Consider the following 19,799-nt stretch of genomic DNA (forward strand, 5'->3'; position numbering starts at 1 on the left):
AGCGAATGATAAGAGCGATCGCTTCGTAGGTGCGTAAGAGCGTTCGCTTCGTAGAAAGGTCAGAGCCTCGCTTCGTAGGTGGGGTCAGAGCACTAGCGCTTGGGGCCCTGGGGCGTTGCCTTCGGGCGTTGCGCTGGCACTAGTGGTCTGACCCCGCCATCGCGGGGCTTCCGGCATCGCTGGGCGCTCGGTACTCGTCGGGCGCTTCGCTTTGCTTTGTTTTTAGCTGGCGGCGATGTTGGGTTTGTCGGTGGAGGCTGGGGTGTCGCCCAGCATCCTGGCGACGATGCCGCCGAGCATGCCGCCGACGATGGGGGCCAGCCAGAACAGCCAGAGTTGGCTGATGTAGGCGCCGCCAGCGAAGAGGGCCGGGCCGGTGCTGCGCGCGGGATTCACCGAGGTGTTGGTGACGGGGATGGCGATCAGGTGGATCAGGGTCAGGGCGAAACCGATGGCGATGGGTGCGAAACCACCGGGTGCGGTGGGCGCGGTCGATCCCATGATCACCAGCAGGAAGAAGAAGGTGGCCACCACTTCCACCAACAGGCACGCCAGCAGGCTGTAGTGGCCGGGGCTTAAATCACCGTAGCCATTGGACGCGAAGCCACCGGTGACGAAACCGGGCTTGCCACTGGCGATGAGGTACAGCACCCCCGCCGCCACGACCGCGCCGATTACTTGGGCCACGATGTAGGGAAGAATGTAGCTGGCGGGAATCCGGCGACCGGCCCACAGGCCAAGGGTCACGGCGGGATTGAAGTGGCCGCCGGAAATGGCGCCCACGCCGTAGGCCATGGTCATTACTGTCAAGCCAAAGGCCAGGGCCACGCCCGCGAAGCCGATGCCCAGTTCGGGGAATGCCGCAGCCAGCACCGCGCTGCCGCAACCGCCGAAGGTCAACCAGAACGTGCCGAGGAATTCGGCACCCAAGCGCTTGGACATCCCCATGATGAATCCTCAGAGAGTGGCGGCGGCCGGAGGCGGCCATCGCCCGGGTAAAGAGGCTCCCGGGAATTTACCCCCTCATGAATAGGGGCGACACCGTGACGAAAGTTGTAGGGGATCTCCTACTTGAGCGCCTGGCTGCAATGGTTCCCCCGAAGTAACCAGGGACGGTACACCTGCCTTCTTGTTGACCATGGGAAGCTCTCTTACGATTTGCTGGTTACTAATAGAGACTACCCCTTCCTCCTGGAGTTCGTTCCATGAAAATCGCCATCATCGGTGCCACCGGCAATGTCGGCGGCCGCATCCTCGCCGAGACCGTAAACCGCGGCCACGACGTCACCGCCATCGCGCGCGATCCGTCCAGGCTCCAGGGCCAGGCGCATGTCACGCCCGTAGCCGTGGACGTTGCGAATCCCGATGCCCTTGTCCGATCGCTGCAGGGGCACGATGCCATCGTCAGCGCCTTGCACTTCGATGGCACCGATGCACAGGCGCTGTTCCAGTCCGTGCGCGACTCAGCCGTGAAGCGCCTCCTTGTGGTCGGTGGTGCCGGCAGCCTTGAAGTCGCGCCCGGCAAGGTGCTGGTGGAACAACCCGGTTTCCCACCCGAGTACAAGAGCGAAGCCTCGGCCGGCAAGCGCTTCCTCGACGCCCTGCGCCAGCAAGACGACCTTGAGTGGACCTTCCTCAGCCCCTCGGCGCTGTTCGTCGCCGGCGAGCGCACGGGCAACTTCCAGCTGGGCAGGGACACCCTGCTGCATGACGGCCACGGCAAGAGCTGGATCTCCTACGAGGACTTCGCCATCGCCATGCTCGACGAGATCGAGCAACCGGCCCACGTGCGGCAGCGTTTCACCATTGGTTACTAGGTGTTGGGATTCCCCTGGGGCGCCGCGTGGATTGGCTATGCTAGGTCGAACACTTCGGTCCCAGGGGAATCTTCATGGCTTGTCGTCGCCAGCGCACACGGTGCAGGGTCATCGCCCTCGCCGCCGCCGTGATGTTCAACGTGTCGTGGTCTGTGCAAGCGGCATCGCCCGGGAACGACGCCGGCGAACGTGCGCACGCGCTGATAGCGCGAATGACCTTGGCGGAAAAAATCGCCCAGCTGCAGAACGCGGCACCTGCCATCCCGCGCCTTGGCGTGCCCGCCTACAACTGGTGGAACGAGGGCCTGCACGGGCTTGCCCGCAGCGGCCCGGCCACGGTGTTTCCGCAGGCCATCGGCCTTGCCGCCAGCTGGAACCCGTCACTGATGCAAGAAGTGGGAGGCGTGGTGGCACGCCAGGCTCGCGAGCGCTACACCGCCGTCGGAACTGGCAACGACCATCCGCAATACCACGGGCTGACGATCTGGTCGCCCAATATCAATATCTTCCGCGACCCGCGCTGGGGCCGCGGGCAGGAAACCTACGGCGAGGATCCCACCCTTACCGCCGCGCTCGCCCGCAGATTTATCGGCGGCCTGCAGGGTAGCGACCCACTGCATCCCACGGTGATCGCCACGCCCAAGCACTTCGCCGTGCACAGCGGGCCGGAACCCGGCCGCCACGGCTTCAACGTCGATCCATCGCCGCATGACCTGGAAGACACCTACCTGCCCGCATTTCGTGCGGCGATCGTCGACGCTCACGCGGGCTCCATCATGTGTGCATACAACGCCATCGGCGGCACGCCCGTCTGCGCCCTGCCCTGGCTGCTGGGCGAGCGACTGCGTAAGGACTGGCATTTCCAGGGCTATGTGGTCTCCGATTGCGATGCCATCGACGACATGACGCAGTTCCACCGCTACCGTCCCGACAATGCCGGCTCCGCGGCCAGCGCCTTGCGGGCCGGCACCGATCTTGACTGCGGCGATGCCTATGCTGCTTTAGCCAAGGCAGTGACTGAAGGCAAGGTGGATGCTCACAGCATCGATACCGCGGCCGAACGGCTTTTCGCCGCACGCTTTCGGTTGGGGATGTTCGACCCGCCTACCCAGGCATGGCGGTCAGGCACGACCGAAACCGAGGCCGACCGCCAACTGACCTTGCGCGCGGCGCTGCAATCGATCGTCTTGCTGAAGAACGAACACGATGTGCTTCCGTTGAAGACGGGTGCGCGCATCGCCGTGATCGGGCCAAATGCGGACGTGCTTGATGTATTGGAAGCCAACTACCACGGCACGGCCCGGAACCCGGTATCCCCACTGACCGGTCTGGTGGCGCAGTTGGGCAAGGCCAACATCCGCTATGCCCAGGGCTCGACGCTTGCCCCCGGTGTTCCCGTGGTGCTGCCGTCCACCGCGCTACGCGATGCAACCGGTGAAGGCACTTCGGGCCTGCGCGGGGAATACTTCGCCACGCACGACTTCACCGCGAAACCCGTAGCCGTACGCACCGATGCCACGATCGACCTGGATGTGGACCAGGCTGCGCCCGCGGCGGGGCTGCCCGCCGAAGGCTATGCCGTGCGCTGGTCGGGCGACCTGCTGCCTCCCGGACCTGGTGACTACACCCTGCGCGTGATGGTGGAACGCTGCTACGACTGTCAGGCACACGACAAGCTTCGCCTATATATCGATGATCACCTGCTCACGCAGATCCCGGCCGACGACGGCAGCGCGACAGCCACCTTGCATGTCACTGATACGCACGCTCGACGGCTGCGCCTGGAGTGGGAACACGGCCAGGATGAGGGGATCCACCTGCAATGGATCGCCCCGGCCGACGCGCAACTGGCCGAGGCACGACGCGCCATGGATGGCGTCGACGCCGTGGTGGCCTTCGTCGGCCTGTCGCCGGGCCTTGAAGGTGAGGAACTGAAAGTGGACGTCCCCGGCTTCGCCGGCGGTGACCGCACCGACCTTGAACTACCCGCCCCACAACAACGCCTGCTGGAAACCGCGGCAGCCAGCGGCAAGCCCCTGGTGGTGGTACTGATGAGTGGCAGCGCGGTGGCCTTGAACTGGGCCAAGGCGCATGCCGATGCCATCGTGGTGGCCTGGTATCCCGGCGAGGAAGGGGGCACCGCGATTGCACGCATGTTGGCCGGTGTTGCCAATCCCGCGGGTCGCTTACCGGTGACGTTCTATCGCAGCGTCAATGATCTCCCCGCGTTCACCAGCTACGCGATGAAGGGAAGGACCTACCGGTATTTTTCCGGAGAACCGCTTTACGCCTTCGGCGACGGCCTGAGCTACACCCGGTTCGCCTACGATGCGCCCGTGCTTTCAACTGGTCACGTGAAGGCTGGGCGACCGTTGGATGTGGACGTAACCGTGCACAACACCGGGAAGCGCGACGGCGAAGAAGTGGTCCAGGCGTATCTAGCCTACCCCAGCGCCACCGACGCACCGCGCCGCGCGTTGATGGGCTTCCAGCGTGTTTCCGTCGCGGCAGGCAAAAGCCGCGTGGTGCACCTGTCGATCAGCCCTCGTGCCTTGAGCTTGGTCGACGCCAATGGCAAACGCCGCGTTCGTCCAGGCCGCTACCAGCTATACGTCGGCGGGTCGCAGCCGAAGCCTGGCGAACCTTCGAACGACTTCACCATCACCGGCGAAGCCCGTCTCCCGCGCTGACAGCGCGGGAGTGGCTTGGCGCACTTAAGGAGCGACTGCATTGAAAGGTCTTCAGATCCTGTTGTTCGCACTGGCTGTCCAACCAGCCGTCAACGCCGCATCTGTCGACCAGATCATTACCGGCTACGGAGGTTCATGGCGAGGCCAGTTCGTTGAGCGTGGTGCCGACGGCCACGCGGTTTCCGAGCGTACGATAACGATGAGCAATCGTTGCTCACGCGTTGCGGAAGACGCGAGATGCGATCAGATGATTGACGGTCAATCTGCCGGCACCGTGCGCTACCACCAGCGAGCGCCCGGTTTGTTTGACCTCACGGACATCGGAGCGGACGGCAGCGAGCACCCTGGTGGCACGCTGCAGATAGCCGGCAACGTATGGACATATCCCTGGACCGAATCCCACGGGGGAAAGCCCACCATGCTCCGTGTTACCAACCGGTTCAAGACCCCTGACAAAATCATCTACGAGAAATCCGTCAGTACAGATGGTGGCAAGACATGGCGCGTCGTCGGGACCGGCTCGGAAGAACGCGTCCCGGCGGAATCCATATCACCGGTTCAGGTCAGGCGACTGTTGTAGGCACTACATTCAATCCGGCTTGAGCGTGCCTTTGTAGGCCACGATCAGTCAGATCGCGCCTGGTCATCAGCTTTTCTCCGGGAAGTCCGACATCTCATACAGCGGCCGGATTTCGATCTCGCTGGGTCCCGGCATCGGATTGGGACAACGCTTCACCCAGGCCTCGGCCTCGTCCAGGTCCTTGACCTTCCACAGCCAGAAGCCGGCCACCAGCTCGCGGGCCTCGGCGAATGGCCCATCGATAACGGTACGCCCGGGGCCGTCGAATGCAACGCGCTTGCCTTGCGAGGAGGGTTTCAGGCCCTGGGCAATGGGCATGTCACCGGCAAAAACCATGAGGCCGGCATCGATCAGCTCCTGATTGAACCTGTCCATGGCTTCCATCATCTGGCTGGTCCACGGCTCCGGGAAATGACCCTTTTCGCTGTCTTCGGTCGCTTTGACGAACACCATCACGTGCATCGGAAGTCTCCTGTCGGGATTGAGCCGGCCTTGTCGGGCTGGTACTGAATACGACGAACGGACGCCCAGGAAATCGACATCGTCCCCGGATTTTTTTTACCTCAGCCAGCCAACCGCCACGTACGCAGGACCTCATGGCGTGAAAAACCGATGTGGCTCTTGATGAGGGCGAAGTCCCCGGCATGAAAGCCGATCGGCGTGATCGGGGTTTTCGCCAGGCGGTGCCGCGGGTCGTAGCACAAGGTCATGTGCGGCTCGTAGGCGCGGGGCGGAGCAAAGCCATGATCGGCCATGGCACAGCCCAGCGCCATGCGCAGGCCGCGCACCTCGTCCAGGCCTTCAGACCCCAGCAGCACGAGCGGGCCGCTGGGCGCCGAGAACGTCATGGCGGCCTCGAAGCGCGCCTCCATCGCGGGAAAGGAAACCGCATCAGCTGCGCGGCAGGCTGCCTCCACCAAGGCGTCGTCCACGTCGTGCCCCACCAGCTCCAGGGTGATGTGCAAACGCTCAGGGGCGATCCGCTTGCCCAAGACGCCATGGAATGAGAGCAACTCCCCGGCGAACGCATGGATGCGCCGCGAGTCCTCGATGGAGGGTCGCAAGGCGAAAAACCAGGTGTGCTGTGGTGGCCCGCCAGGCTTGTGTGCGTGCTGGCCATTCGTCGCCTGCGCTGGCGGTTCGCCAAACAGGTTCTGCTGGGTCACCCCCTCACTCCCACTCCATCATCAACAGGCCACCCAAACCCGCGTGGTTAAAGGGATTGGCTGTGATTGACATGGGCCGTTACCGTCGCTTTTACCGTCATAGGAATACATCTTTTGCTGGCGCGGGAGATGGACCGATTTGCGGGAGAGCAACTCTAGCGACACCATCATCAATCAGATGAAAGGATACAGGAAGCTCGGCACCTTGTCCGCCCGCCTCTCGCGCTCAAACTCTCACGTCAAGCGCTTGCTTTGCGCGTGCCAGTTTTGCTTCAAGCAGACGATAGGCGAGCTTCTCTTCGAGCTTCGGAAGGTTCGAGTCGTTTTGCAGGAGATCAGCCAGTATCGGCGTCACAACATCGAACAGCGCCGACAGCAGCGCTTCGCCGACTGCGCGCGGCTCTGCGAGATCCTCCAGCAGTCCCGACGTTTCGCCGTGGGCGAGCTTGTTGCGGCCTTCTCGATAGACCTTGTGGACGGCGGCATTCACCGTAAGAGCGCCCTCGGGCACGGTCTCACCCTCAGGCTTGAGTGCGGTCTCGGCGAAGCTTGTCATATCGTTAGCCTTGCCGCCTGCGCCCGACAACCCGTCAGCGGCGCAGCCGTAGTTGACCACTGCCATGAAGTCCGAAGCCTCGCGACGAGCTTCACCGACCCAGTACAGGGCGTTCGCCCAGCGCTCGACGAGATGCAGCGCATGTCCGCTTCGTCGTCCATCGACGTAGTGCTGCAAGATGCACCCAGCGGCATCCAGGAAGGATTGCTCGCCCGCCATCTTGGCTGCCAGCGCGCCGGGGCGTGCGCCAAGGCCGGGCATCTGTACGCTCGACCCCCGCAATATCCGTCCGTCCAGCGTGGTCGCGAACCGGTCCTCTGCAAAAAGATGCTGCCGGCCGGCTTTCGTAAATCGTCGCGCATCCTCAACCTGGAATCTCAGGCCGATTGCGTCAATCGCGAGTCCCACCACCACCGACGCTTTGAAATGAGACCGCACATGCTCATGCCCTTCCATCCGGATGGTCGCTACCCAGCTGTAGTGGCGTAGCGTACGCAAAACGTCCAACGCATGCGACGCACAGCGGCCACCCTCGGCTGCAGCTGATCGAGCGCTCAACCTCTCCATGTTCAGTTCACGAGCCTCGACCTGGCGGATGAGCTCGCGGACCTCCGAGTCCTTGACAAAGGAATCGAGCCATTCCGCTCTCGGCAGGAATCGCACCGGCCCCACGGAGAATGCCGGCACGGCCTGATCCGAGTGAAACAGATGGCAAGGGATATGCCGGTCGACGTCGGGACTCGCGCTAGCGGCCAACTGCTGCAAGCGCGCTTGGTAGTCGTCGGCAAGCACCGTATAAAAATCGTCACCGAGCAGCACGTCATGCTCATTCTGGCCGTCCGGCACTGTCGGAAGGCGCGATTGGCAGTCGCGAAGCGTGTCCCCGATGGCCTGGAACGAGAGCTTCATGAAGGCCTCCCGATCGATCGTCTGGCGCAGGGCTTCGCGTGATTTCCAGCTTTGCTGTGACAGCAAGTGAGCTGCGTCCACGCCAGTTTGCGTGACCCGATACTGCCCGCCTTGCGACACCGGAATGGCAAGCGGAACCAAGGGGTTCGCGCTGAGGGCATGCCACTGTGCAAAGGTCATCGCCTTCGCCTTGATTACGTCCTCGACGATGGTCTCCATGAGCTTTCCAACAGGTGTCTCTTTTGCACCGCCCGAGCTTGCAAACTTGTTCTCTCTTGCCACTTTCCCCTCCTACTTAGCCCAATATGGGGCTGGCGCTACACACAACCAGCTTCATTGATCCCCGGGTCATGGCCACATACAAGTGCTGTGCGCTCATGCCCTCCGTATTCAGCACCACCGCCACTTCTGCCTCCAACCCTTTGAGCAGCAGCGTGCTGCCGACCGCACGCTTGGGCAACGGGCGGCCTAACAATCGGTTCTCTTCGCGCACGCGCCTGGCAGCCTCCGCAAGCGGGACGTTTCCTGCCGAGGCCCCACGCAGCGCCTTGAGAACGCCGTAGAGAATGGCGGGCCGATGCACGCGCACGTTCGGCATTTCGCGCAGCTCTGACAACAGTGTTGCGGCTCCGGCGATGGACGGGGCGCGCTGGAACGCCAAGGCACTGCTCTCCGCTGTGGACGGCGGATTCCTTGCGGTTCCTCGGGCCAACGACTCCAGACGCCGTGTCAGCTCTGCGACACCCACGTTGGTCATGACGCTTTGCGCCAGCGCCAGCAACTGCCCCAAGGCACCGGCAGACGCAACATCGAAACTGTTGCCGAAGGCGATGAGGTCCTGTAAGTCGACTGCTTCAACGGTCGAGGCCCCTGGCGTCTGGCTTGCGAAGTTCTGCTGGCTCGACCGGTTACGGCTGTCGGCGATGATCAGCACGCGCCCCTCCGCCGTGGGCGGCAGTGTCCGCGCGGCAGCCAGCCGTTGCGGGTGGTCGTTAGGCGGCATGGTCTGAACCCATGTCACATGTGCTGGCGGTCCAGTGCGCAGATCCACCGACTGACCAGCCACCAACAGGCGGCGAGCCTCCAGCAGCCACTGTCCGAGTGCTTCCGCACCGGCATTGCGCCAACGCCATGGCGTGGCCAGTTCCGCCACGACCGGGAAATGCGCACACACTTGCTGCTCCCAGTTAGCCAAGGCGTTGCCACCGAACCCGAAGATGCCCTGCATCGGATCGCCAAGCACGCAGGTCGGCAGGATCAGCGAGAGAAAGTAGACGAGATGGTGCTGAGGCACCGAACAGTCCTGGTACTCGTCAACAATGAGATGCGCATAGGACGCTTTCAGTACCTCGCTGACGTGCCCGGCCTGCAACAGCTTCCAGGCGAATTCGCGGATCGCTGGGTAATCCCGCGCAGGCATGGCGAGCCGCAGGATGTCCGGGTCATGACCGCTGCGACCCGGAAAGCTCGCAATCAACCGAATGGCCCAGCCGTCGATGGTGCTCAATCGATAAGCACTGTGTGGCACACCGGCACGGTCCAGCCGGCCACGAAGTGCCGCCACGCCAGCGTTCGTGTGCGTGAGGACGAGGATGGGTTTGCGACCTCCGTGAGCAGCCAGGGCGTGGGCAATCAACTGCGTCTTACCGCACCCGGCCGGCGCCGTCACGGTACCGCGGGCAATCGTGCGCAGGTCGATTTCAGCGGGGCCCATGGGCAGCCCACGCAGATACCTGGTCTACCAGTGCCTTGAAGCCCGGATCGCATAGCGGCAAGTCCGGCGCCACGATAGTCCTTGCTACATCCTCCATCCACGAGATGGACTTGAACCAACCGGCCTTGCGGATGCGCGCCGCCTGCCCGAGCAGGGCTCGGCTTGGCACTGACAGCGCTTGTGTGTTCTGAATTTCGTCCCAGACGGCCTGAACGGTCAGCGTGTTGTTAGAGACGGTGCGCAGGTGTTCGTGAATCAGGTCGCCATGCAGGTCGTGGGCATATTTGACTAAGTGCTGGCACGCCACCGGCGTAAGACTGCCAAACAGTTCGTCCTCCAATGCGCGGCCTGCGCGGTAGGCGACGACCGCTCCGCCGGCCTGCAGAAATGTCTGTTCGATGGCAGGCGTGGGCTTCTTGTCGTCATCCCGCACCACCATCACCCGGTAGCCTAACGACTGGAAGGCTGTCGCGCGGGCATAGGGCCGGTCGGGCTCGCCACCGCCGCAGTCGACCATCGCAATGCCTTGTGCTGCCAGAGACACGCCGCCATGTTCGACCCGGTGCAAATCCAGACCACGCAAGAGTCCGATCTCGCTGGCCCCTTCGCATACGATCACGGAGCCCGCAAGAAAGGCCTCGGGATAGAGACGAATGGTGCTCTGCGTGTCGTTATCGGTGCCCACCATGCGGGCCTCGTGCCCGTGGAGACTGCGGCGCAGCACGAAAAGCTGGCCACCCGACAACTCCCTGAGCGCCACTGGCGAATGAGTGGTGAGGAATGCTTGCAGGGGAGCCGCTTCCTTCGCGCCGAGCGAGCCGAGAAACCGAGCGATGCGATGCGGCTCAAGACCGTATTCCAGTTCGTCCGAAAGGACGATCGACGTTTGGCTGGCTGCCTTGCGCTGCAGACCAGCGACCAACAGACGCGTGGACCCGACACCGAGACTGCGAAGCGGGATGCCACCTTCGTTGTGCAGGGAAATGGTCCCGCCGCCGAACGACACGGAATGCGAGTCGAGCAGTGCCCTCGCCTTCGCGCCAATGTGGACGCCGAGTTCCTGCGCGGTCGCGGCGACGATCCCAAGCGCTTCTCCCAATTGCTGCTCGGCCTGGTCGCCAAAGGTGCCGCGCGCATCCCGTGCAGCCTTCACGAGTGCCGCCGAAGCATCAGCGCGTTCCTCCGAGATGCGGTTCAGGACCGAGCCCCGTTGCCAGGCCAAGTTGTAGTCAGCGAGCGCACCGATCCGCGTCGGCGCCAAGGCCAGACGGTCCTTCCACGCGAGTGTCTTCACCAGCCCTTGCTGGGTGGCGCGGTCGGAGATGAGAGTCCAGGATGGCTCCAGATCGCTGGCGACGGTCAAATTGAGGCAAAGAACCACTTCTGCACCGGCGGACGGCTCGTCTTCGACGACGCCCGTGGCGGCGCGATAGCCGCGCAGAAAGGCACCGAAGCTTTCCAGCGTACTCATGCTGTCATCCAGCGCGCCCAGTGTCAGCGTGATGCTGATTGGAGCGGTAATGTCCAAGCCGAAAAAGTCAGCGTCGGAAATCTGCACGTTGCGCCTGGCGCCCAAGCACAGATCGATCGCATCCAGCACCGTGGATTTTCCGCTGTCGCCCGTGCCGATCAGGCAATTGATGCCAGGCGATGGACACCACACCAATTGCTTGATGCCACGGAAATTGGCGATCTCGATCTTTCTTATTCTTGCCATTGGGTCCCCCTGTGATGGTGTGCGGCCTGTTCCGCTTTAGAAATCCCTGATGCAAAAGCACATTGCGAAGCTCGACTCTTTGCGCTACCTGCATTCCTTCGCAGGACATCGCCTGACTTCCAGTGACTTGCGGTGGGATCGAGAGCCACCGATGCAACTGGCGCGCCTCAGGTCTTCGGAGCGTCTTTCGCTTCGTAGATCCGTCGGGCTAGTAGGCTGGCAAAGATCAGATACTGCGCGGCCTTCTCCGGGTCGAGATCATGATTTAGCGAATGCGCCTTGGGATTGCGAATGCCAAGGTAAGCGCCGACCAAAATTTGCATGAACCCCTTCTGGTCATTTCTGCCCGACTCCGTGTCGAGTTCGCTGAGGATCAAGTGCGGCTTTTCCAAGCTCAACACTTGTGTCGCCAGAGCCGCGCCATCGAGATCCAGGCCAGTGCGCTCTCGCATCAAATCAAAGATCGCAACGACGGAGTTCAACACGGCATCGCGGTAGTGTCCGTCCACATAGTGCTGGAAGGCATGCGCGAAGATAACGGGGTGCAGCAGTTCCTCGAAGCCCATGCTCGGCTTGGTACCTGTCGCTTCGCGCACATGCGCTTCCGCCCTCACTTCTACCTGGGGAAGATCGCGCGCAAGGATATCGTTGTAGTCATTGGCGTCGCCAAATCCGATATGCCTGCCAAGATTTCCCATGTCTTGCTCAGGGAACCCTGCACCGGTCCACAGCTTGCGCAGTAGTTGATAGTCGGCTTTCAAATAGCCATTGATCAACTTGGCCCCTGCTTTATCGTCGCTCGCAAGGAGGCCTTGTGCATCGACCGCTTTCTGACGCATTGCCCGAAACAGGGCATTTACCTCCAAGTACCATTCAAGCATTGCGCCTCTCCCCGTTTGATCTTTTCAATTCCACAAGGCATCGCAAACCCGCATGAGCGATCGCCGTTATCGCGCAACGTGCGGGCTTTTGCACTTTTACTTTTTCCTCAGCATCAGCTGAATCATGGCGAACAGGCGGTGGAACAGATAGTCGACCTGGTCCACATCGATCACCGGCACCTGGCTGATCTCCGAATGCCGAATGAGGTGACTGTTTCCAATGGAGTTCAGTTCTGCCGCTTCTGTCTCCAATCTCTCTCGCAGCGACGGCACGGAGGTAACTGCATCGAGGATGATCTTGACCGAGCGCTTCTTGTCGCTTGGGTCAGCCAGTGACTTGAGTCGCTCCCATGCGTCCCACAACCGCTCCAGCGCTTCACGACGCATCAACGGATTGCGGTCCGAAAACTTGGCTCGGCACTCATCGAGCATGTTGTCGAGCGTGCGATCTCCCGTATTGAAAAGCGTTCGTTTCAGTTCTTCACCAAGCACCGGCGGGAGCACTCGTTCAATTCGGCCATTGGGCAGCATCTCGAACGCAACCCCGTTGCGCGCGAATATGCGATTGACAGTCATTCGGAAGTCTTCCTGCCCCGCCTCCTGATCGAAAGTCAGGTGGTGATGACTGAAGTAGTCGTGATACTTCCCTGAGATCGGCTTAGCCACTGATGCGTGAACGAACTCGATGAAATCCAAGACGAGCAAGGTGTCCGGCGCGAACGGCTGGCGTTCAGCAAAGTAGCCCTCCCCATCAATGGAGGCTGTCTCCAACGGCCAAGCCAGACCCAGCATTTCTGCGCTTACGGAAGCCGCCAAGGCGACAGCATCGCCGCCGCAAGTGGCTTGCCCATCCGGGCAGCGTTCGGGAAAACGCAGGCCGAATGCGCCGCTATTGATCAACGCCTGTACCGTTGCCACGAGGCCTGCCCAGACCGTGGGAGAAATCACCTGCTCGGTGCGTGCGCGCGGACCGTTCTGACGATCGCTGAAGTAGTCGCTCATCACGTTGACTCCGTTCGCGGCCACGACGCCATGGTGGCGACGTGTCTATCCAATAATTTCATTCCCCTGCGCAGGACCATTGTGTTCATGCTTTTGGCCTCAGCAGCGACGCGCTGTTTGGACCAATGCATGCTTCTAGCCGCTCGCCGCTCAAGTCGTTCACGGCTTCCGGCGTCGAGCATCCGGCGTTGAAGAGCCCGAGGTATTGCCCTCTGGTCAGGGCGAGCGGCAAGTTTGTGAGCGGCAGCGCACCGGCCGGAAGGCCGAATTCGAGTCGTTGAAGAACTTCGTCGAGTCCCGCCAGGAACGTGGGCTGGTCCGGGAAGAGCGCCGACAGGATTTGGTGCGTCGAGCGCAGGTGAAAGCGGGTTGCGTCGGCGATTCCGATGATGTTTCCGTATCCGACAGCGCCTCCGAAGGGCGTGGTCGAGAACCGCTTCTCCAACACGTCGACGGGGGTACCCTCGATCCAGTCGTACAAGAGCGCCGCGCGTTTGCATCGGCACCAGAACTCAATCTCGTCCCGGCAATATCGCTGCAGTGCCTGCGTCATCGCATGCCCATAACGCTGCGCCACGTCATTGGCGCGCACGCTCTCCGATCGCCCCCGCTTCATGACCGGTGTGTAGATCGCATCCATTTCGTCGAGGACCTGCACCATCGCCAGCACGTGGGTGGGCGACGTCTGTGCGGCGTTCAGTTGTTTCATCAACTCGACCAGCCGCAGGCTCGACTCAAACGACAAGGACGAAGCGCCACAGGCGCGTCCGAGCAAGGTCAGGTGGATCAACTCGCCCTCGCGCTCGGCCAGCCCGGCCTGCAGCAGGCGCTCGACCAACGCGGTGACTTCATGCTCCACGATCGCGATCCATTGCGGGTTTGCGCGTGATGCAGAGTAGCCGCCGAACGTGTTGACAAGAAGGCCAGGAATTTCGGTGGCTCGCACGCCCCGAACCTGGCTAAGCAAGCGCAATGTCCAGGTTGGCAGGTCGCGCTGCTGGAAGGATGACTTCACGTCTTCAGGCACGCCGAGCACGTACTTTTGGAACAGTTGCGCGCGTTCCATCGGCGTGTCGGCAAGGATGATGGCCTTGCCGGTCTCGTTGTATCCGAGCCGTCCTGCCCGTCCTGCCATGTTCTTGTACTCGGCGACGGTGAATGGGCGGCCGTCCTCACCGACGAACTCGTTCTCGGCCAGGATCACCGTCGATGCCGGCGTGTTGATACCGGCAGCTAGCGTTGTGGTGGCCACCAGCGCATGGATACCGCCGCCAGCGTTGCGATAACCTTTCTCGACGGCTTCGCGCTCCGCGCGCAAGAGGTTGGTGTTGTGGAACGCGGTGCCCCCCGCAAGGCATTCCCGCAGATCCTGCGAGGCGCCGGTCAGATCCTGAGTTGGCAGCACGTCCAAGACGGTCGTCGCAGGACCCAGGCCCAATTCCTTGGACAAGTATTTGGCGCACCCCTGTGCCGGACCACGCATGTTGCGGAAGACCAGCAACTTCTCGCCCTGTGCTACCAGTTGCTGAACCAACGGCACGATCACGTCTTGCGAGCTGGGCTTGTCGCGACGCTGCACGATGCGATGCGCAGGCAACAGGGCTTCGGTCTTGGTGGTGCCGTCCACATCGACGAACTGGAACGTCCCGCGCCGATCGAGCACGCCCTCGACCAGGGGCACAGGCCGCTCGCGGGACATCAATAAGGGCAGGTCGAGCCAGCGATCGAAGCTGTTGAGGTTGCCAATGACCGCCGACAAGATCACCAGTTGCGGCTCGATGCCGCGCTGACGCGCCCGCAGCAGAAGCGCGAAAATCAACTCGACCGTAATGCCTCGATTCGGGTCCGTGATGAATTGGCCCTCGTCAAGCACGACGAGGCCGAGCTGGTTGAGCAGGCGCGGCGAACCGAGCGCCAGATTGAGAAAGGTTTCGTAGGTGAAGAAACCCAGGTCATAGCGACCGCCCAACACGGGGCCAATGCCATCCGTTGCATCACCGCTGCACCGAACGACGCGCAGGCCCGCAGGTCCGTATCGCTTGCTGAACTCCTCGAACTTCTCGTTGACCAGCGCCCGATATGGCAGCAGAAACGCCGCTTTCTTGCCGGCTGTGACCGCCTGAATCGCAGCCAGTTCGCCGATCATGGTCTTACCCGAGCTGGTCGGCGCGACCACCAGCAGCGATCTGCCGGCCAGTACGCCATGTTCGTTGACGGCCTTGAGTTGCAGCGCGTTGAGGCCTCGCGGGAAATCCGTCGTCCACTGATCGACGATCTCCGGCGGAAAGCCGTGCGCGGAAAATTCCGCAAATGATCCCGACATTTGCTGGACCGCTCTGGCCGGGAACGCAGCGGCGTAGTTGTCACCACGCTTAAGGGCTGGAAACACAAGGCCACCCTGGACGTTGCCCAGGAATACAGGCGTCTGTGTCACGCTGATGCGCTCGGCCTCGACACGCGCCAGCCGGATAATCTCGCCGGCGATTTCCGGGAAGCTGACCGAGTCGCCGACCGCACCCGTCAACGCCTCTATCACGGCATGCGTAAGCAATCCGTGTCCGGTGCCCGGCTGCTCCCAGGCAGATTCGTTGGTTGCACAGGCGGCAAGCAGAATGCGCCCTTCGCCGTAAATCCCAGTCAACGCAAATGCGCTTCGCGGGCGCGCTGCAGCCTCCAGTACGCGTGCAGGCGCCTGCCCGCTGAAGCAGCAGTCAAGCACGCACAGCACCGCACGCGCCTTCGTCGCCTTGAAGGCATCGGCCAAGCCCGCCATCGACAGGCCTGTGCTGGAAAGATCGGCTGCGTTGGTATCGAACAGGACCAGGTTTCCATCGGGAGAGCCATGCCCAGCGAATGTGATGACGACCACGTCGTCCTGGCCCGCGGCCGACAGCGTTCCGAGGATGGCCTGAGACACCTCTGCATGCGTGGCGGCCTCATCGACAAGCAGTCGGCCAGCCAAGCCTTCGACAGTGTCGGTGAACAGCGCCCACAACGCCGTAGCATCGCGGCGGGCCCCGCCCAGCTCGGGGATCGTCGCGTCGAGGTGTTTATTGATACCCACGAAAATTGCTTTGATCGCCACGCCGCCCCCTATTCGATTCGCGCCAAGAGTTGTTCGATTACGTCGCTCGCTTGGCGCTGACGCAACGCCCTCGCCTCGCGTTGCTCGGGCTCGTCACCCTCGCCCAGTTCAAATTTGGCGACGGACACCGGACCGTCCTTGCGATACCCCTCCGTCTTGTCGTCATACACAAAGCGGCTACGCAGGATCGCCAGGCAAGCCTGAATCACGGCGCCATGCGTGCCATCGCTTTCCTTGCGGAAAGCTTCGGCAACGGCGTCCATGCCATCGGGCGCGTGTTCAATGCAATAGATCAGGTCGTGCGCATCCTTGCGTTCAAACCGTTGGTCGAAGGCGAACGCCTTCAGGCAGGTAAAACTCACCAAGTTGGCGTGCTTGATTTTCTCTGTCGCGACGCCGTTGTCGCCTAACAGTTCCGCTTGGATCTCGGTGACTTGGTGGAGATCGAAGACGATGGACGAGTGCGGGATATTCAGCGCCGAGATCGTTCCTTCGGTAGGCAACGGCTGCACCTTGCCGCCGGCGATCTGCGGCGCGTCGGCCAACAACTCCAACACCATCAAGGCACCGTGTTCGGTGCGGGTCTGCCAACGCCACGAGAGCTTTTGCTTCTTTTCGTTCTCGGCGCGCTCGAAGCCCATCTTCTTGAGGTTGTCCTCCAGCGTTTGGTACGCCTCAGTGTCGGCCAGCATCTGCAAGTCGATCACGATGTCCACGTCCAGCGTGCCGGCGTGCGCAGGTATTAGTGGCGGACGGGCGGCCACTAGGTATCGAGGAGTCAGGCCACCGACCAGGTAGACCGAATCCTTCCATGGACCTAGCCCGCGCAACAGCGTCACGAGAACACGCTCGCAGTCGAGGGTGTATTGATCGCTGTAGCCGTCAAGGGTCGCGGGCTTGGTCATCAGAAACCAATCCTGTCTCTGCGCAGATGCTCGGCCATTTCCTTGGCTCGCCCCTCGCCCCCCAGCAAGTCGAGGTAGACCTGAATGGGGCTTGCCAACCAGACATCGCCAATGCGCTCGCGAAACAGCAGTTCGCCCGGTGATTTGGCTTCAATGACCGTCAGATTGGCACCTTCGTTGACGGCCCTTGCACCCAACTCGTCGATGGCGGCGTCAGCTGCGGACCCGACCAACAACCGGCAACGAACCTGAGACACGTTGGAAAGGAACGGCGCATAGCGTTGCGCGGCCGCTTCATGGGTGATCGCGTAGCCAACCTGGTGGGACCCGAACACATGGCCTGCATGCTCGACCAATTGATCCGCCTTGAGGGCGGGCACGTAATAGCGCCGCAGTGCGGGGGCACGCATCGATGCAAGCTGCTTCAGCCAGGCGTCCAGCATCGCGCCTGGCTCTTTGAGATGCCGTTCTTTGCTCGGGCCCTGGCCGCGCGTAGCCAGCCAATCGAAACGTTCCAGTTCCGTCAGCACCTGCGAGGTGGTCGCCGGGGACACCTGCGCTTGTTCGGCTAGTTCCTTGACGCTGAACCAGTCCTGGTGTCGAACCAACAAGGCGTGCAGCACCTGCGCGCGGCGACCCGCAAAGAGCGATCGGACAGATTTAGCCAACGTCTTGGGCGGCGGCCTGTCGATGTAGAGATAGGCGCCGTGCGCAGGTAAGAACAGGCTGCCGCCGCTGTCGAAATACCCGACACGCTCGGTTCTGAGTAGGTCCTTGGCTCCCGGAGAGATCGACTCAGCAACCAGCAATGGCAAAGCCTCGTCGGCGCTCTTCCCCATAGGCTGGCTGCGGCCATAGTCCCGGAACTGCCAGAGAACTTCGCGCACATCCCTGGGATAGACCGCCTTTTTCGCCTCGATCAGCAGCGTGAACGACCTGCCAGCAACATGGAGTTCGATCTGGGCGTCGTGCCGAGGCTCGTCCGGCGATCCAACGGACTCCCAGCGACCCAGATTCGCATGCACTTCCGGCAGCCCCTGGAGGGTTTCCAGGAACTGCTCGATCAGTTGCCACTCGTTCGTCGGGGACTCAAGCACCATGGTTTTTGGTTCTTTACTGCGCAGTGAATATGGCTATTCTACCGAATATTCGGCAAAAGCTCAATATTTACTGCGCAGTGAAGATCATGGCTTCCGCCGCTCTGACGCCTCCGCCAAGGCTGCGACGGCGTCTACTGGCCGAGCGTCCGTGACAAAGCCCCCCGACTCGATGCGCCCTACCCGCCCTGCTTGAATCCCCGATCGCGGGACATGAACGCCTCCAGCATGTAAGGGATGAGGGTCGCCGCGTCGACATTTTCACCGTAAGTGCGGCCATGAAGGGCCGCATAGCGGTCGAGGTCTGCCTTCAGCGCGACCGGACACACGAAGGTCAGCTTGACGCTCTCGGTCTTGGGCAACGGGCCCAGTCGCAGCTTGCGCGCCGTGCTCATCGTGAAGTCCCCCGGTTGAAGAACAACGGTTGGTAGGGCCGCAGCACAAGGTCGCGGTTGACGATGATACGCACCGGCAGGCCTGGCCGCTCTGTCAGAGTCGGCTGGATGTTGAGATTGCGCCGGGTCATCTCCTGTCCGGCCTGGTTCACGCTGTCCTGCAGGCTGTCGCGACCGGCGACGATGACGCGATCGCCGCCCTGGCGGTTCTCCGGCGCGGCCAGCTCGGCACCGACACCCAGTAGCGTCGTCAGTGCGGCGCCAGCGAAGATGCGATCCCAATGCCAATCGACGCCATCCTCCAGTCCGGCATAGCCGGCTGGGTCTGTGCCGGCAAGGTTGTCCAGCGTGAGCGATGACGTGTCCGGCAGAATGACCCTGTTCCACACCACCTGCACGCGGCTCTGCCCATAAGCGACCTGACTGTTGTATTTGCCGAAGATGCGCGCCCCCTGCGGTATCAGCAGGTAGCGGCCGGTCGCCGTGTCATAGACCGGCTCCGTCACTGTGCCGATCACGTCGCCCGGCAGGTCGGACTTGATGCCCGTTACGAGCGCTGCCGCGATCACCGTGCCAGCCATCACCTGGTACGGCGAGGTCGGCATTTGCAGATTGCCGGAATTACGTGTTTCCGTAGTTCCGGCTTTCTGGAACGCCTCCTTCTGGTCTTGCCGGTTCTGCACGGCAGTCGGGTCTGCGGGCTGAGCCGCCGTCGAGGCCGGGCCAGCGGCCTGCGGATCGAAGCCGGTCAAGCCAGATGTCGGGCCGGCAGCGGCCACCTGCGCCGGCGCACTAGCTGAGGCGCGTTGATTGCTGGAGCGGAAGAATACCGATGATCCCGCTGCCGCTTCAGCCTCCTTGCGCCGCGCGTCACGCTCGGCGGCGCCCGGGTCTTGACCGGGCGGCGAGTATTGGGCCACGGCCGGCTGCTGAGACTTTACGATGGCCGGCCCCAGGTCGCCGGGCAACGGCGGCCCCAGCTCTGGCACCTTGGGCGGCAGCTTGGAGTAATCGGTAGGAAGCTGGTCCAGTCCTTCGGAGCGCGAGACGCGATCGACGTTGTAAAGCTCGGCAGGCTCATTGCCGCCGCGCCGATGCGTAGGCTGCAACGACCACATCGTTGCGCCCAGTACGGCTACGCCGAGGCCGCCAGTGAGCAGCGCCAGCGTCCGTCGATTGAGGCGCGTCACCGGGCGCGGTTGCGCCCGCAGCGCTACGTTCTCGGGCGCGACCTTCGGCGCAGCGTCGAGAATCGGCACATCCGGGGTTTCGTCCTGGCTCATGG

The 19,799-nt window shown here is 62.5% G+C and carries 16 protein-coding genes; 3 read left to right on the plus strand and 13 right to left on the minus strand.

Annotation, left to right across the window (positions count from 1 at the left end; all coding sequences use genetic code 11):
• Nucleotides 1–222: 222 nt before the first annotated feature.
• On the minus strand, nucleotides 223–948 hold the full coding sequence (gene aqpZ, locus NDK18_RS01570) for an aquaporin Z (RefSeq protein ID WP_284692063.1): 726 nt from the start codon (nucleotides 946–948) through the stop codon (nucleotides 223–225).
• Between the two features lie 257 nt (nucleotides 949–1,205).
• On the opposite strand from aqpZ, the gene NDK18_RS01575 reads away from it, so the two are divergent.
• The 3 genes from NDK18_RS01575 (at nucleotide 1,206) to NDK18_RS01585 (ending at nucleotide 5,087) form a co-directional block, all read left to right on the plus strand.
• A complete protein-coding gene (locus tag NDK18_RS01575) occupies nucleotides 1,206–1,817 on the plus strand; it encodes an NAD(P)-dependent oxidoreductase (protein WP_250626903.1) in 612 nt (203 codons plus the stop codon).
• Nucleotides 1,818–1,948: 131 nt separating this feature from the next.
• Nucleotides 1,949–4,507: a glycoside hydrolase family 3 C-terminal domain-containing protein gene (locus tag NDK18_RS01580; RefSeq protein ID WP_250627639.1), complete on the plus strand. Its 2,559-nt coding sequence runs from the start codon at nucleotides 1,949–1,951 to the stop codon at nucleotides 4,505–4,507.
• A 40-nt stretch (nucleotides 4,508–4,547) separates the two neighbouring features.
• A complete protein-coding gene (locus NDK18_RS01585) occupies nucleotides 4,548–5,087 on the plus strand; it encodes a hypothetical protein (protein WP_250626904.1) in 540 nt (179 codons plus the stop codon).
• A 66-nt stretch (nucleotides 5,088–5,153) separates the two neighbouring features.
• Here NDK18_RS01585 and NDK18_RS01590 read toward each other — a convergent pair whose 3' ends face one another.
• The 12 genes from NDK18_RS01590 to NDK18_RS01645 form a co-directional block, all read right to left on the minus strand.
• Nucleotides 5,154–5,540, minus strand: a complete 387-nt coding sequence (locus NDK18_RS01590) for a YciI family protein (protein WP_250624398.1) — start codon at nucleotides 5,538–5,540, stop codon at nucleotides 5,154–5,156.
• A 110-nt stretch (nucleotides 5,541–5,650) separates the two neighbouring features.
• Entirely contained in the window at nucleotides 5,651–6,253 is a 603-nt protein-coding gene (locus NDK18_RS01595; RefSeq protein ID WP_250626905.1) for a 2'-5' RNA ligase family protein, read from the minus strand.
• A gap of 226 nt (nucleotides 6,254–6,479) precedes the next feature.
• Complete coding sequence (locus NDK18_RS01600) at nucleotides 6,480–7,937, minus strand: hypothetical protein (protein WP_250626906.1); 1,458 nt, start codon at nucleotides 7,935–7,937, stop codon at nucleotides 6,480–6,482.
• 76 nt (nucleotides 7,938–8,013) lie between these two features.
• Nucleotides 8,014–9,432, minus strand: coding sequence for a UvrD-helicase domain-containing protein (locus NDK18_RS01605; RefSeq protein ID WP_250626907.1), 1,419 nt, complete (start codon nucleotides 9,430–9,432; stop codon nucleotides 8,014–8,016).
• Nucleotides 9,419–11,149 carry an ATP-dependent nuclease gene (locus tag NDK18_RS01610; RefSeq protein WP_250626908.1) on the minus strand — a complete coding sequence of 577 codons (1,731 nt, stop codon included), beginning with the start codon at nucleotides 11,147–11,149 and terminating at the stop codon, nucleotides 9,419–9,421. Before NDK18_RS01610 ends, NDK18_RS01605 begins: the two co-directional genes overlap by 14 nt.
• A gap of 167 nt (nucleotides 11,150–11,316) precedes the next feature.
• The gene (locus tag NDK18_RS01615; protein ID WP_250626909.1) at nucleotides 11,317–12,030 is read right to left on the minus strand and encodes a TIGR02391 family protein; all 714 of its coding nucleotides are present in this window, start codon (nucleotides 12,028–12,030) and stop codon (nucleotides 11,317–11,319) included.
• Nucleotides 12,031–12,126: 96 nt separating this feature from the next.
• Nucleotides 12,127–13,032, minus strand: a complete 906-nt coding sequence (locus NDK18_RS01620) for an AbiJ-NTD4 domain-containing protein (RefSeq protein ID WP_019718199.1) — start codon at nucleotides 13,030–13,032, stop codon at nucleotides 12,127–12,129.
• A gap of 85 nt (nucleotides 13,033–13,117) precedes the next feature.
• The gene (locus NDK18_RS01625; RefSeq protein ID WP_250626910.1) at nucleotides 13,118–16,117 is read right to left on the minus strand and encodes a DEAD/DEAH box helicase; all 3,000 of its coding nucleotides are present in this window, start codon (nucleotides 16,115–16,117) and stop codon (nucleotides 13,118–13,120) included.
• 8 nt (nucleotides 16,118–16,125) lie between these two features.
• Nucleotides 16,126–17,022 (minus strand): antitoxin, encoded by an 897-nt coding sequence (locus NDK18_RS01630; RefSeq protein ID WP_250626911.1) that lies wholly within the window; start codon nucleotides 17,020–17,022, stop codon nucleotides 16,126–16,128.
• Nucleotides 17,022–18,122, minus strand: a complete 1,101-nt coding sequence (locus tag NDK18_RS01635; RefSeq protein WP_250626912.1) for a hypothetical protein — start codon at nucleotides 18,120–18,122, stop codon at nucleotides 17,022–17,024. Before NDK18_RS01635 ends, NDK18_RS01630 begins: the two co-directional genes overlap by 1 nt.
• Nucleotides 18,123–18,298: 176 nt before the next feature.
• Entirely contained in the window at nucleotides 18,299–18,514 is a 216-nt protein-coding gene (locus tag NDK18_RS01640; RefSeq protein ID WP_019718195.1) for a DUF2274 domain-containing protein, read from the minus strand.
• Nucleotides 18,511–19,797 (minus strand): TraB/TrbI/VirB10 family type IV secretion system protein, encoded by a 1,287-nt coding sequence (locus NDK18_RS01645; RefSeq protein ID WP_250626913.1) that lies wholly within the window; start codon nucleotides 19,795–19,797, stop codon nucleotides 18,511–18,513. Before NDK18_RS01645 ends, NDK18_RS01640 begins: the two co-directional genes overlap by 4 nt.
• Nucleotides 19,798–19,799 lie beyond the last annotated feature (2 nt).

It is taken from the genome of Pinirhizobacter soli, assembly GCF_015905305.1.
Classification (GTDB): domain Bacteria; phylum Pseudomonadota; class Gammaproteobacteria; order Xanthomonadales; family Rhodanobacteraceae; genus Pinirhizobacter; species Pinirhizobacter soli.